This window comes from Methylobacterium sp. OAE515 (assembly GCF_041806315.1).
GTDB lineage: Bacteria > Pseudomonadota > Alphaproteobacteria > Rhizobiales > Beijerinckiaceae > Methylobacterium > Methylobacterium tardum.
Genome location: NZ_JBGMUV010000001.1, coordinates 667,501 through 680,657 on the forward strand (window position 1 = coordinate 667,501; position 13,157 = coordinate 680,657).

General features: G+C 70.5%; 13 protein-coding genes and 1 pseudogene (1 of these 14 running past the window's edge). 9 read left to right on the forward strand and 5 right to left on the reverse strand.

All coding sequences use genetic code 11. The features are described 5' to 3' along the window. The 5 genes and pseudogenes from ABIE45_RS03200 to metB form a co-directional block, all read left to right on the forward strand. Positions 1-329 carry the final stretch of an EAL domain-containing protein gene (locus ABIE45_RS03200; RefSeq protein WP_192710691.1) on the forward strand. The gene continues 1,399 nt to the left of window position 1, outside the view, so the window shows 329 of its 1,728 coding nt (coding positions 1,400-1,728); its start codon lies off the left edge, out of view; the stop codon is at positions 327-329. A gap of 25 nt (positions 330-354) precedes the next feature. Continuing rightward, complete coding sequence (locus ABIE45_RS03205; protein ID WP_192710690.1) at positions 355-1,260, forward strand: BLUF domain-containing protein; 906 nt, start codon at positions 355-357, stop codon at positions 1,258-1,260. Between the two features lie 132 nt (positions 1,261-1,392). Then, positions 1,393-2,506: pseudogene (locus ABIE45_RS03210) on the forward strand (catalase family peroxidase). Continuing rightward, positions 2,503-3,066 (forward strand): cytochrome b/b6 domain-containing protein, encoded by a 564-nt coding sequence (locus tag ABIE45_RS03215; protein ID WP_192710688.1) that lies wholly within the window; start codon positions 2,503-2,505, stop codon positions 3,064-3,066. Before ABIE45_RS03210 ends, ABIE45_RS03215 begins: the two are co-directional and overlap by 4 nt. Positions 3,067-3,143: 77 nt before the next feature. After that, positions 3,144-4,304, forward strand: coding sequence for a cystathionine gamma-synthase (gene metB / locus ABIE45_RS03220; protein ID WP_192710687.1), 1,161 nt, complete (start codon positions 3,144-3,146; stop codon positions 4,302-4,304). A gap of 10 nt (positions 4,305-4,314) precedes the next feature. On the opposite strand, the gene ABIE45_RS03225 is transcribed toward metB, so the two are convergent. After that, positions 4,315-5,070 (reverse strand): hypothetical protein, encoded by a 756-nt coding sequence (locus ABIE45_RS03225; protein ID WP_192710686.1) that lies wholly within the window; start codon positions 5,068-5,070, stop codon positions 4,315-4,317. A 154-nt stretch (positions 5,071-5,224) separates the two neighbouring features. Between ABIE45_RS03225 and ABIE45_RS03230 the strand changes: the two genes are divergently transcribed. Beyond that, a complete protein-coding gene (locus tag ABIE45_RS03230) occupies positions 5,225-6,313 on the forward strand; it encodes a glycosyltransferase (RefSeq protein ID WP_192710685.1) in 1,089 nt (362 codons plus the stop codon). A 1-nt stretch (position 6,314) separates the two neighbouring features. Further along, complete coding sequence (locus ABIE45_RS03235; protein ID WP_192710684.1) at positions 6,315-7,115, forward strand: nucleotidyltransferase family protein; 801 nt, start codon at positions 6,315-6,317, stop codon at positions 7,113-7,115. Between the two features lie 302 nt (positions 7,116-7,417). Here ABIE45_RS03235 and ABIE45_RS03240 read toward each other — a convergent pair whose 3' ends face one another. From ABIE45_RS03240 to ABIE45_RS03255, 4 genes are all read right to left on the reverse strand, one after another. Then, on the reverse strand, positions 7,418-9,115 hold the full coding sequence (locus tag ABIE45_RS03240) for a methyl-accepting chemotaxis protein (RefSeq protein WP_192710683.1): 1,698 nt from the start codon (positions 9,113-9,115) through the stop codon (positions 7,418-7,420). Positions 9,116-9,568: 453 nt separating this feature from the next. Next, entirely contained in the window at positions 9,569-10,882 is a 1,314-nt protein-coding gene (locus ABIE45_RS03245) for a TadE/TadG family type IV pilus assembly protein (RefSeq protein ID WP_373622134.1), read from the reverse strand. Next, positions 10,867-11,424: a TadE/TadG family type IV pilus assembly protein gene (locus tag ABIE45_RS03250; RefSeq protein WP_373622135.1), complete on the reverse strand. Its 558-nt coding sequence runs from the start codon at positions 11,422-11,424 to the stop codon at positions 10,867-10,869. The genes ABIE45_RS03245 and ABIE45_RS03250 overlap by 16 nt, the downstream gene beginning before the upstream one ends. Positions 11,425-11,516: 92 nt before the next feature. Continuing rightward, positions 11,517-12,173, reverse strand: a complete 657-nt coding sequence (locus ABIE45_RS03255) for a TadE/TadG family type IV pilus assembly protein (RefSeq protein WP_192710680.1) — start codon at positions 12,171-12,173, stop codon at positions 11,517-11,519. A 180-nt stretch (positions 12,174-12,353) separates the two neighbouring features. On the opposite strand from ABIE45_RS03255, the gene ABIE45_RS03260 reads away from it, so the two are divergent. Then, positions 12,354-12,791, forward strand: coding sequence for a Crp/Fnr family transcriptional regulator (locus tag ABIE45_RS03260; protein WP_373622137.1), 438 nt, complete (start codon positions 12,354-12,356; stop codon positions 12,789-12,791). Continuing rightward, the gene (locus ABIE45_RS03265; RefSeq protein WP_192710678.1) at positions 12,791-13,048 is read left to right on the forward strand and encodes a hypothetical protein; all 258 of its coding nucleotides are present in this window, start codon (positions 12,791-12,793) and stop codon (positions 13,046-13,048) included. The genes ABIE45_RS03260 and ABIE45_RS03265 overlap by 1 nt, the downstream gene beginning before the upstream one ends. Positions 13,049-13,157 lie beyond the last annotated feature (109 nt).

The following is a 13,157-nucleotide window of genomic DNA, read 5'->3' on the forward strand; positions in this document are numbered from 1 at the left end:
AGCTCGGGGTGCGCGTCTCCATGGACGATTTCGGCACCGGCTACTCGTCGCTGAGCTACCTGCGCTCGTTCCCGTTCGACAAGATCAAGATCGACCGCTCCTTCGTGAAGGACCTGACGAGCAAGCCCGACGGCGAGGCGATCATCCGGGCGATCGCGGGCCTCGGCAAGAGCCTCGGGATGACCACGGTCGCCGAGGGCGTCGAGACCTCCGAGCAGATGCAGCGCATTCGCCTGGAGGGCTGCACCGACGTCCAGGGCTACCTGATCAGCAAGCCCGTCCCCACCGAAGACCTCGCCCGGGTCTTCGCCAGCTACCCGCAGGCCTGACCCTCTTTCTTCCGGACGCAATGCCATGAGCGACCTCTACCGCCTCGTCTACGCCAGCAAGAACCTGCTCCAGGGACCGGAAGAAGAGGTGATGGCGGCCGTCCGCCAGATCCTGGACGCCTCGCAGCGGAACAACCAGGAGGTGGGCGTGACCGGCGCACTGATGTTCAACGCGGGCGCTTTCGCGCAGGTGCTGGAGGGCCCGCGCCGGGGGGTCGAGGCGACGTTCGAGCGGATCCAGCGCGATCTCCGCCACAGCGACGTGACGGTCCTGCAATGCGGACCGGCCGAGAGCCGCGGCTTCACCAACTGGTCGATGGCCTTCGTGGGCCAGTCGTCGCACGGGCAGGCCCGGTTCAACAGCCTCGCCTCCGAGAGCGGGTTCGATCTCGCGCGTCTCGACGGTGACCAAGTCTTCGCCATGCTGCACGGCCTGGTCATGGAGGAGGAAGGGATTCCGGCCGCCGAGCTGGCCGCGCCGCCCGCCGCGCCGGCACCCGAGACGCGCGGTGCGGCCGGGCTCGACGTCGCGCAGGTGCGGGCCGAGATCGCCCAGCTCCGTCCGGATTCGGGGATGGCGGCCGCCGATGTTCCGCCGGCGCCGGCCGTCGTGGAGGCGCGGCCCCGGAGCGAGGCGGCCCGGCCCGCCGGGGCCCGCGGGGCGACCGAGGCGGCCCTGTCGGTGCTCAAGGCGGCCCTGGCGAGCGAGCGGCAGCGCACCACCGACCTGCGGGCCGAGATCGACGCCCTGCAGGTCGCCCTGGCCGCGGCCGAGGACCGGCTCGGCGCCATGCGCGGCGCCCGCGACCTCTGGGCCGGGCGGGCCCGGCTTCTCGCCCAGGCCATGGCCCAGGAGGCCGCCGGCCTCGAGGACGGGGCCGAGACGCCGGACGCCGCGCCCGCCGCACCGGCCGAGATCCGCGCCGCCTGACTGGGTCCGCGGGCACGTCCCACGGTGCAACCCGGGGCCGTCGCCAGCGCATAGCTTCCGTTGGGCCGCGCGTGAAACCGCCTCGTCCCCCGGTCGAATAGGCCCCATCGCGGCCTATTCACGAGGGACTTGATGACGCTTCTGCACGACCTCACCGGGGCTCCGCCCGGGATGCGCCCGCGCACCCTGCTGCTGCGCCTTGCCGCCATCGGCGCTGTGGTCGGCACGACGGGCGGCACCTTCGTCGGCTGCGGGCGGCTGGCTCTCGCCCGGCCGCCTCACCCCGGCACGGGTCGTCGACCGCTTCGAGCAGGTGAACGGGCCGCATCCCGGTTTTCGGCGCAACCACGCCAAGGGCCTGTGCGTGGCGGGCACCTTCACCGGCAACGGCGCCGGGGTGCGGCTATCCCGGGCGGGCGTGTTCTCGGCGGGACGCGTGACGCCCGTCGAGGGGCGGGTCGCGCTGGCGGGCGGCCAGCCCTACGCGGCGGATGCCGGGACCACCGTGCGCAGCCTCGCCCTGCGCTTCCGTCTTCCGGACGGCGAGGAATGGCGCACCGGCGTGAACAATATCCCGGTCTTCCCCGTGCGCACCCCGGAGGACTTCTACGAACAGCTCCGCGCCGCCCAGCCCGATCCCGCCACCGGCAAGCCGGACCCGGAGCGCCTGAAGGCCTTCTTCGCCGCGCATCCCGAGAGCGCCAAGGCCGCCGCGCTGATCAAGACCCGGATGGTGACCTCGGGCTTTGCCGACAGCACCTACTGGAGCCTCAACGCCTTCCGGTTCGTGGCCGCCGACGGCAACACGCGGGCGGTGCGCTGGGCCTTCGTCCCGGACGGCACGGCGGCGCCCGAGACCGCCGCCCAGGCCGCGCGGGGCGACAAGAACTACCTGTTCGACGCTCTCGCCGCGCAGCTGCGGCAGGGCCCGCAACGCTGGCACCTCGTCGTGACGCTCGCGCAGGCGGAGGATCCGACCGCCGACGCGACCCGGCCCTGGCCCGCGGAGCGCGAGGCCGTGGATGTCGGCACGCTGACCCTCACGGAAGCGACGCCCGAGGCGGCCGGCAATTGCCGCGACATCAACTTCGATCCCCTGGTGCTGCCGAACGGCATCGCGTCGAGCGACGACCCGCTCCTGAGCGCCCGCTCGGCCGCCTACGCGCAATCCTTCACCCGCCGCGCCGGCGAGGCGAAGACGCCCAGCGCCGTCACGGACGTACCGCACCGGGGAGCCGGCCTATGACCGCCTCCGCCCGCTTCAGCCGGCCGGCGCGCCTGCTCCACTGGGTCATGGCGGCGCTGATCCTGGCCATGCTGCTGATCGGCGTCGCCATGGTCGCCTCGCTGGCCGACTACCACGCGCTGGTGGCGCTGCATCGGCCGCTCGGCATCCTGATCCTGCTGCTGGCCGTGCTGCGGCTGGCGAACCGCTGGCGACGCCCACCCCCGCCCCTGCCGCAGGACCTGCCGGCCTGGCAGCGGCGGGCCGCGCACGGCTCGCATCTCCTGCTCTACGGCCTCATGCTGGCGATGCCGCTGGTCGGCTGGGCGATGCTGTCGGCGGGCCGCTATCCGATCGTGCTCGCCGGCCCGGTCGTGCTGCCGCCGATCCTGCCGGGGAACCCGATGCTCTACGCGGCCCTGCGGCAGCTCCACACCGTGCTGGCCTACGGCCTGTTCGGCGTGATCCTCGCTCATCTCGGGGCGGCGCTGCTGCACGGGCTGATCCGCCGGGACGGCGTCTTCGCCAGCATGGCACCCTGGCGACCGCATCGGACACACCTGCCTGCCGAGAAGACCTGATCGGCAGGATCGTTCTCTTGAAAGCCGGATCCGTTCTCCATAAAGAACGCGCCACGGATCCGGCGAGGAGAGAATCGATGTCCGAGGGATTAGCGGCCCGCACCGTTGCGGCGGCGAACGGCGTGGCCCAGGATGCAGCCTTCGGGGCCGTGATCGCGCCGATCCACCTGTCGACGACCTTCAAGTTCCCGGCTTTCGAGCAAGCCGGCCCCTACGATTACTCGCGCCTCGGCAACCCGACGCGGGACGCGCTGGCCGATACGATCGCCAAGCTCGAGGGCGGCGCCCGGGCTGTCATGGTCGCCAGCGGCATGGCGGCCCTCGACCTCGCCCTGTCGAGCCTGCGGCCGGGCGACCTGCTCGTCGCCCCGCATGATTGCTACGGCGGGACGCATCGCCTGCTCAGCTTCCGCAGCGCCCGGGGCCATTACCGGGTGGCCTTCGTCGACCAGACCGATCCGGACGCGCTCGCGGCGGCGCTGGCCGAGCGGCCGAAGGTCGTGCTCGTCGAGACGCCGAGCAACCCGCTGATGCGGGTCGTGGATATCCGCCGCATCACCGCGGACGCGAAGGCCGTGGGCGCGCTGGCGGTGGTCGACAACACCTTCCTGTCGCCGGCCCTGCAGCAGCCGATCGCCCTCGGGGCGGATCTCGTCGTCCACTCCACCACCAAGTTCCTGAACGGCCATTCCGACGTCATCGGCGGGGCGGTGATCGCCGCCGACAAGGCTGTGGGCGAGGAGCTGGCCGCCTGGGCGAACACGATCGGCGTCACTGGCTCGCCGCTGGACGCCTATCTGACCCTGCGGGGCCTGCGCACCCTGTTCGTCCGTGTGGAGCAGCAGCAGAAGAACGCCGCCGCCCTGGCCGCCTTCCTCGACGCGCATCCCGCAGTGTCCCGCGTGCATTATCCGGGTCTGCCCACGCATCCGGGACACGCCCTGGCCAAGGCCCAGCAGGCGGGCTTCGGCGCCATGCTGAGCTTCGAGCTGGCGGGCGGGCGCGACGCGGTGAAAAGCTTTGTCGAGGCGCTCCGGGTGTTCACGCTGGCCGAGTCGCTGGGCGGCGTCGAGAGCCTGGTCGCCCATCCGCCGACCATGACGCATGCCGCGATGGATCCGGATGCGCGGACGATCGCCGGCATCACCGACGGTCTGCTGCGCCTGTCGGTGGGGCTGGAGGCCGAGGCCGACCTCCTGGCCGACCTGTCGCGGGCCCTGGAGGCCGTAGGCGGCTGAGCCTGTCGGCTCACGCCTCCTCGATCACCTCGAAGCCGGACTCGTCTTCGACCACGCGGAACCGGGACAGTCGCAGCGTCTGGGAGCGCTCGGCCGCCTCGTCGCGGCACTTGTCGACGTGGACCGCCCGGTTCACGATCTGCAGGTTCGGCGTGCCCCAATAGGCGAGCAGCTCTGGCCAGGGCCGGGTGCGGTGCTCGCGCCAGACCCGGTAGAGCGGCAGGGCGTGGTCGACCTCGGCACTGCGCAGCAGCCGCTTGCCGGAAGTCGCGCAGCGGTGACGCTGGCGGAGCTTCAGCACCCGCACCTGCGCGTGCGGGGCGATCCAGAACTTCCAGGCGGCGACACAGGCCGCGTGCCAGGCCGCGTTGGCGTTCGGCTGGCCGCGATTCCACAGGTCTTGGTGCCAGCCGAACTTGTAGACCGGCTGGCCGCAGATGCAGCAGGCGCCCCGCCCCCGGGCGAAGGCCGGATCGCGGTAGGGCGCGGGCGGCATTCGGAAGCTGCCGGCGCGACCCTCCGCGCCGAGCTGCCACGTCCAGCCATCGGGCGTCCCCGACCGGGCCGCCAGGGCGCGCGCCAGCCGGTCGGCCCGGAGGATGTGGGCGCGCCAGTAGCTCTCGACGGCGAGTCGCGGCGTCGGCGGAATCAGGGGCCGCGCCAGGGCGTGCTGCAGGACCGGCGCGGGAAAGACCGCCGGCAGGGCCCGCTCCAGCCGCGCCCGGGCCTTCTCGTTCCGAAGATCGCGCCAGCTCGATGTCGTCATGCTGTGACGTTGCTAGCCCGCCGCGCCCGGACCGGCGAGGACGCCGGAGCCACAGGGCCGGGCTCTCGTGCCGGCGACCGAACCAGAGCCGTTCCGTGAGGTTCTCCCTTCGGCCTTCACATGCGGGCTGGGGCCGGATGGAACAGGAGCGCGGGTGAAGATCGTCGTCTTCGGTCTGACCGTGAGCTCGTCCTGGGGCAACGGTCACGCCACCCTCTGGCGAGGACTGTGCCGGGCCATGGCCCGGCGCGGCCACCGGGTCGTGTTCTTCGAGCGCGACGTTCCGTACTACCGCGAACACCGCGATCTGACGGCGCTGCCGGGTGGCGACCTCGTGCTGTACGAGGCGTTCTCCGAGATCCGCGACCGCGCCGTGCGGGAGGTCGCCGAGGCCGATGCGGCCCTGGTCACGTCCTATTGCCCGGATGCAAGCGCCGCCACTGAGATCGTGCTGGCGGCGCCCCGAGCCCGACGCGTCTTCTACGATCTCGACACCCCCGTGACCCTGGCACGCCTGCGGGCCGGCGAGACGGTAGACTATGTCGGGCCCGGCGGTCTGGCGGGGTTCGACCTCGTCCTCAGCTACACGGGTGGGGCGGCGCTCGACGCCCTGCGCGACGATCTCGGCGCCCGGTGCGCGCGGCCGCTCTACGGGCATGTCGACCCGGAGGTCCATCGCCCGGCGGCGGCGCAGCCGCAGTACCGCGCCGACCTCTCCTATCTCGGCACCTACGCGGCCGACCGGCAGGCGGCTCTGACCGAACTCTTCGTGGAACCGGCGCGGCAGCGCCCGGAGCAGCGCTTCCTGATCGGCGGCGCGCAATACCCGGCGGATTTCCCCTGGACGGAGAACATCCACTTCGTCCGCCATCTGCCGCCGGGGGAGCACCCGGCCTTCTTCTCCGCTTCGCGCCTCACCCTCAACGTCACCCGCGCCGCAATGGCCGCCATGGGCTGGTGCCCCTCCGGGCGCCTGTTCGAGGCGAGCGCCTGCGGCACCGCGCTGATCAGCGATGCCTGGGCGGGTCTCGACGCCTTCTTCCAGCCCGGAGAGGAGATCCTGATCGCCCGCGACCAGACCGACGTGCTGGCGGCGCTCGACCGAAGCGAGGCCGAGATCCGCCGCATCGCCGAGGCGGGCCGGGCCCGCACCCTGGCGGACCACACCGCGGAGCGGCGCCTCGACGATTTCGAGCGCGCGCTGGCGGAACGCGATCGTCCCGAAACCGCGGAGTGCGCCTGACATGTGGGGGATTGTACCGGCGGCCGGGCGGGGGAGCCGGATCCAGCCCCTCGCCTTCTCGAAGGAGCTGCTCCCGGTGGGCAGCCGCCTGCGCGACGGGGTCGAGCGGCCCTGCGCGGTCAGCGAGCACTTGGTCGAGCGGATGATCCGCGGTGGCGCGCGCAAGATCTGCTTCGTGATCTCCCCGGGCAAGTCGGACATCGTCGAGTATTTCGGCGCCGGCTACGGCGAGACCCCGATCGCCTACGTGGTGCAGCCGCGGCCGAGCGGCCTGTGCGACGCGATCTTCTCCGCCCTGCCGCTGATCGCCCCGGACGAGCCGGTGATCGTCGGCCTGCCGGACACGATCTGGCTGCCTCAGGACGCGCTGATCCAGCTGCCCGACGACACCCTGTCGTTCCTGCTCTTCCCGGTCGAGCGGCCGGAGAATTTCGATGCGGTGGTGACGGACCGGAGCGGCGCGGTGCGCGAGATCCAGGTCAAGCAGCCGGACGCCGCCACCAACTGGATCTGGGGCGCGTTCAAGATGCCGGGCCGCGTGCTGATCGAGCTGCACGCGCTCTGGCGCGCCCGGCTCTGCGCCGACGAGTATATCGGTACCCTGGTCAACGCCTATCTGGCGGCGGGCGGCCGGGCGCTGGGCGTGCGCGCGGGCTCGGCCTATGTCGATGTCGGGACGCTGGACGGCTATCGCGCGGCCATGACGCTCCTGACCGGCCCGGACGAGGCCGCCGCGGAGGCGCGGCTGACCCTGGGCACGCCGGCCGCGCAGGCGCCCGCCGCTCTGAGACCCGCGGGGTGAGCGCGGCGGTTTTTGGTTAATGTTTCATGTGAAACATTTTGGTGTGCGGTCGGGCCACCGTTCCGGCCTTCGCGGCGCGGTCCCGGTGCCCTGCGCGTCTTGAGCAGGACGCGGACCCGCGACAAGGTTCCGATGCCGTCGTTCCGCTTGGATTTCCAACCGGCGTTTTGAACGCCCTGCTGCGTACGAAGCGAAACGACCCAGGGAAGCGCGAGGCCGGTGAGCCTGGCGCTGCCCTGGATTGCGTCGCTCCGCTCGCAGAGACGCGGGCCGCCATTACCGGGTGGGCGCGGTGTGATCCCTCAGGCGGCCCGCACCGTGGCGAGGAAGCGCGTGACCTCCGCCCCGAGGTGCTCGGACTGGCGCGAGAGTTCGGACGCCGCCGACAGCACCTGACTGGCGGCTGCCCCCGTCTCCTCCGAGGCCTGGGCCACGCCGACGATGTTGCTCGTCACCTCTCCGGCGCCCATCGCCGCCTGGCTGACGTTCCGGACGATCTCCTGCGTCGCCGCCCCCTGCTGCTCCACCGCCGCCGCGATGCTGGTGGCGACCGCGTCGATCTCGCGGATCTGACCGGTGATGCCGCCGATGGCCGAAACGGCCTGGTGCGTGACACCCTGAACCTCGCCGATCTGCCGGGCGATCTCCTCGGTGGCCTTGCCGGTCTGCTCGGCGAGCGCCTTCACCTCGGAGGCGACGACGGCGAAGCCGCGACCGGCCGCGCCGGCCCGCGCCGCCTCGATCGTGGCGTTCAGCGCCAGCAGATTGGTCTGCCCCGCAATGCCCGAGATCATCCCGACCATGTCGCCGATCCGGGCGGAGGTCTGGCTGAGCGCCTGGACCAGGGCGGCCGTCTGATCCGCCGCCAGAACCGCCTGCTGCGCCAGGCGCGCCGAGCCGCTGACCTGCCGGCCGATCTCCTGAACGGAGCTCCCCAATTCCTCGGCGGCGGCCGCCACGGTGTTGACGTTCGAGGCCGCCTCTTCCGCCGCCGCCGCCACGGTGGTCGACTGGGTCGCCGTCTCGGTCGCGGTGGCGGTCATGGTGCTGGCCGTCGCCTGCAGCTCGGTGGCCGACGACGACACGGTGCCGACGATGCCGCCCACCGCGCGCTCGAAGCCGTCGGCCAGCTCGACCATCGTGCGCCGCCGCTCGGCCGCGGCCGCAGCGTCGGCGCGGCGCTTGATCTCCGCCTCCTCGGCGGCCTTGCGGGCGACCATCGCCTTGATGCCCTCGACCGCCCGGCCGACCGCGCCGATCTCGTCGCCGCGCACGGCCTCCTTGATCTCCGAGTCGATCTCGCCCTGCGCCATGCGCTGCAGCACGGCGACCAGATTGGCGAGGGGACGGGTGATGCCCTGGATGACGATCGCGCCGAGCAGGCCGAACGCGATCAGCAGGCCGATTGCCGCGCCCAGCGTCAGGGTCCGGCGCGCGGCGTCGGCGGTCTCCCCCGCCTTGACCTTCGCAGCCTCCAGATCCCGGATATTGGCCTCGACCCGCTTGGTCACCGCCTCGACGATCTTCATCCGCGCCGGACGGACCTCGGTGTTCGACACGGTCGCGGCGGCGTCGTTCTGGTTCTTGAGCCCGAGGGCGACGGAGCGCTCGGCCACGGCGAAAAAGTCGAGCAGGCCCGCCTTGATGCCCGCGTTGGTCGTCCGGCGCGTCTCGGTGTCGGCCATCGCGATGAGCCGATCGATCGCCGTCACGGCCCGTTCCTTGGCGGCCTTGAAGTGCTCGAGATGGTCCGCCATCACGACGGCATCCGTCTCGATGATGACGTTCTTCTCGCGAATGATCGCCTCGTCCACGGCGGTCTCAAGGCGCAGCGCAATGATCGCGCGCATCGCCTGAATGTCGACGATCTCGCGCGTATTATCCTCCAGAGCGTTGAGATTTGCGCGCGCAATGAGCACGACGCTTCCGGCAACAATTGCCAATATCAACGCCGGTATTGCGAGCTTTACGATGATCCTGAGGTTGCGGAATAAAGACATGATTCCAGCCCCCGCCGGGGGTTGCAGCAACAACCCGCAGCCTCGTTAAGTGACGACTGAAACTTGATGTGCATCAATTAATGAATTGCGAATTCATCCCCCTCACTGGAAACAAATGCGCAATATAGTGGCATTTCCGGCCGCACGCACGGCGCGTTTCCTTAATCCGCCCGCCGATGCCATAATCACCGAAATGTGTGCGTGACCCGTCGCGGCCTCTCAGGGCGGCAGAAGCGAGCGGGAGAGCGAAGGCCCGGAGCGGATCAACGGCTGAATGATCGCGGGCAGTGCTCGCGGCAAGCCGTGCCCGCATTGGTCACGGCTGAACCGCTGCGGCAAGGCTGGGGTTCGCCGCAATGCGCGGCCGCCTGGGTGATGACACGTCCACCTTGGCGAGGATACGTCCGCTTCCGGACCGTGCGACGCGCCCCGGGTCACCGCGGCCGCCCGGACTCAATTGGTGATGCGCACCGAAGCCAGGGCCGCGCTGAACAGCTGCTGCATCGCCTTATTGATGTCGCCGTCGGTCGAGACCTGGAAATACAGGCCGTCGGTCGCGCAGCTCTGCAGTAGGGGACCGATCTTGTTCTCGAAAGGCTTCACGTTGTCGTTGTAAAAGCCGTTGTCATACAGCGGCAGGTATTGCGTGTAGATGATACCGATCCGGATGTTGTTGTTCTTCATCGCCTGGCACGTCGAGGGGCTGATCGGGCTGATGAACCGGTTGTTGTTGATCTTGAAGCCGGAACTCGCATTGCTCATCGCGCCGTCGATGGGCGTGTCCTGGACACCGTCGGTGACGAAGAACAGAAACCGGATCGGGGTGGCGGTGGTCACGCCGTCGCCGCTCGCCGGGATCACGCTGGTCATCTTCGCCATCGCCCGCTCGTAGGCGGTCTGGCTGTCACGCTGATCCGGGTAGGAATACGCCAGATCGATCCCGGTGGACGCGCTGCTGACCTGATCCAGCGACGGAGTCAGCTGGATCAGCCGGGTCTGGAAGTCGCTGAAGGTCCACATCTCCATCCGGAATTGCTGCGTCAGGCTCATGCTCGACTTGGCGGAGGTCACCAGGTTTGCGACGGCGTCGCGCAGCACCTGGATCCGGAGCTTGATGTTGTTCCTCTTGGCGATGTTGTAGTTGTCGTTGGTGTTCTCGGTGCCGTTGCTGTTGAGAAGGTGGCAGGCGAAGGCGCAGTTGCCGGCGACGCGCTTCATGTTGGTGATGTCGGCGGCGGTGGCGGCGAGCCCCATCGACGGCGAGTTGTCCAGGAGCAGGTAGAAGTCGATGTATTGCGCGACGTTGCGCACGCTGGCCGACTGGCCGGCGATTTTCATCGTCACGACGTTCATCATGCTGCCGAGGGTCGTCCGCACGGTGGCGGTGTAGGCGGCGGTCAGGCCGACCTGCGTGGCGCCCGGCGCCGGGGTCAGGACGAACGAGGTGATCGTCACGCCCGGGACCTTCGCGGCATCCGCCAGGAACTGCGTGCGGGCGTTGGTGAGCATGACGTCGGTGAGCGTGTTGGTTTTCTGGGTGATCACCCCCAGGACGGCGGCGTCGACCGCGACATCGAGCTGGGTCTTGGCAGCGTTGCGCCGGCCGAGGTCGATGGCCGCCCCGGAGGCGAACAGCATCGGGATGGCCATGACGGCGAAGAGGATCGCCACCTGGCCGCTCCGCGCCCGCCCGAAGCCGGCTTCGGACTCGGGCCGGCGCGCCCGGGCGGCAAGCCAGGCCGAGAGTCGGATCAGAAGTTCGGGCACTTCGCGCCTCCCGGCATGATCACCTCGCCCTTGTCGAGGCGCTGGGCCCATGAGATTTGCCGGCTGAACACCAGTCCCCGCCCGCCGAAGATCGAGCGGAACAGGGTCGAGCCGATGACCGGCGTGTAGGCGAGGGAGACCTCGGCCAGGATGTACCGGGCGCCGTCGTACTGGAAGGTCGCGGGTGTCGCCGGCAATCCGTTGCTGCCGTTGAGGGTGAGGACGGGGCGGGCGTTCTGCGGATAGCTGGAGCAGACGCCGCCGAGCAGGTTCCCGGAGACGTTCTCGACGCCCATGGCGTGGATGGCGACCTGCAGGTCCGTCGTCGGGTAGGGCCGCATGATCGCGCCGGACGCGTTCAGGATCGCGGCCATGTCGCTCACCGTCGGGCTGCCGTTGGTGGCGCGCCCGGACAGGTCGGCGATGGTGCGCGCGTAGAGCGTGGCCTTGCGGCTGGTGTCGACGGCGCGCACGAGCTCGGTCATGCCGAAGTAGAGCGCGACGAGCACCGGCAGGACGAGCGCGAACTCGATGGCCGCCACCCCGCGTGCGTCATCCCGAAACCGCATCGGCCGCCCGGCGAGGCTTGGCGGGACAGGGGTTGGCAGGACAGGGCCAGGCAAGACAGGCCCGGTCACGAGCTGGATGGGCAGGCGTTGGTCGAGGTGAACGGCTCGACCTGGAAGACGGCGGCGGCCTGGAGGACGCGGCGCCCATTGGGCAGCGTGGCCTTGGCCGCACCGAGCAGCGGGAAGAAGACCGGCATGTCGACCGCCGCCTGGACGACGACGACGTCGCTCGCCCGCGCGCAGGTGTACGACGCGAAGCCCGCATTCCAGTCCGAGACCCCGGTGTTCGGATTGATCGCCGTCGCCTGGACGGGCGCGGCCGCGCTGAAGCTCGCGGCCTTCGTGATGCTGATGCGCACGTTGGCGCAGGGGAAGAGCGTGACCCGCGGCTTGCCGCCGGGGGAGCACATGGCGGTGCGGAAGTTGTTCAGCAGCGTCGTGGAATTGGTGACGCCGGCATTGTTCGCCTGGAACTGGCCCGTGTAGATCTGGCGGCCGGCATCGGTCACCGCCTGCTGCAGGATCTCCTGCGCGAAATAGGTGATGCCGGCCTCCAAGGTGGCTCCGACCAGCGCCAGGAACGGCAACGCCACGAGCGCGAACTCGACCGCCGAGGCGCCGTCCCGGCTGCGGGAAAAGGCCAGCAGGAGGGGAGGCCCCGGGGGGCGAGGTCCCGGAAGGCGATCCGCCCCGGTCGTCTCCGCAGGCGTCGCACGGCTCATGATGGCTGCCGTCTTGAGACCGATCCACATCGCTGGTGTGTTGCGCGGCTGTCCGGGATTCCCGGCCAGGCATGCCCCTGCCGCCCCGCAACGATGGCGGCCAGACCTTGCCAATTCATTGTCAGTGGGGCTGGAATCCTGCGGCTGATCCAACAGATCGGCACGCCAGTCTCCGACCGCGTGGCGAGCGACTGCTTCATCCAGATTCCGGGCGCGGCTTGGCGCATCCCGGCCGCCGCCCTGTCGGCGGCGACCGAAGCCAGCCCGGGCCTGCGCCGCCTGCTCCTGCACTACGTGCAGACCGAGCTCGTGCAGGCGCGGCACACGGCCTACGTCAACGCGACCTTCACGCTCGGGCCCCGCCTCGCGCGCTGGCTGCTGATGTGCCACGACCGCGTGGACGGGGACGACCTGCCGCTCAAGCACGAGTTCCTGTCGGTGATGCTCGGCGTGCAGCGCTCGGGCGTCACGCTGGCGCTGCAGAACCTGGAGGGCGGCGGCATCCGCGGCCGGCGGGGCCGCGTCCAGATCCTGGACCGGGAGCCGCTCAGGCAGGTGGCGGATGCCAGCTACGGGGCGGCGGAGGCGGAATACGCGCGGCTGATCGTGGGCGCCTGATGGGCCGATCCTTCTTCAATTTCCGCGACGGGGCCGGCACCGGCCGGATCGCGATCGATCCGGAGAGCAGCGTCCTGCCGGACGCCGCGGCGCCGCGGGCCTACGCGCTGCAGGCGGCCCAGGACCTGGTCCGCCGCGGCCGCTCGGACGCCGAGCGGGACTGGTTCGCCTGCGCGTTCGAGATCGTCGACGCGGCCGGCGAGCCGGTTCTGACGGTGCCGTTCAGCGAGACCGTCCCGGACGCGGCGGACGCGTAAGGCTTTCTCCCGTCGACGCCCGCGCGGGCGGGGACCAATGGGTCCGCCCGTTGTCAGGACGGCTCGCTGCGCCTAGACGATCCCCGCGCCGGACTTGCGTTCCGCCACC

Bases quoted from the DNA above. Each gene is read 5' to 3' on its own strand.
- metB (WP_192710687.1), top strand. From the start codon at position 3,144: ATGTCCGAGGGATTAGCGGCCCGCACCGTTGCGGCGGCGAACGGCGTG.
- ABIE45_RS03205 (WP_192710690.1), top strand. From the start codon at position 355: ATGAGCGACCTCTACCGCCTCGTCTACGCCAGCAAGAACCTGCTCCAG.
- ABIE45_RS03255 (WP_192710680.1), bottom strand. From the start codon at position 12,173: ATGAGCCGTGCGACGCCTGCGGAGACGACCGGGGCGGATCGCCTTCCG.
- ABIE45_RS03225 (WP_192710686.1), bottom strand. From the start codon at position 5,070: ATGACGACATCGAGCTGGCGCGATCTTCGGAACGAGAAGGCCCGGGCG.
- ABIE45_RS03265 (WP_192710678.1), top strand. From the start codon at position 12,791: ATGGGCCGATCCTTCTTCAATTTCCGCGACGGGGCCGGCACCGGCCGG.
- ABIE45_RS03240 (WP_192710683.1), bottom strand. From the start codon at position 9,115: ATGTCTTTATTCCGCAACCTCAGGATCATCGTAAAGCTCGCAATACCG.
- ABIE45_RS03235 (WP_192710684.1), top strand. From the start codon at position 6,315: ATGTGGGGGATTGTACCGGCGGCCGGGCGGGGGAGCCGGATCCAGCCC.
- ABIE45_RS03215 (WP_192710688.1), top strand. From the start codon at position 2,503: ATGACCGCCTCCGCCCGCTTCAGCCGGCCGGCGCGCCTGCTCCACTGG.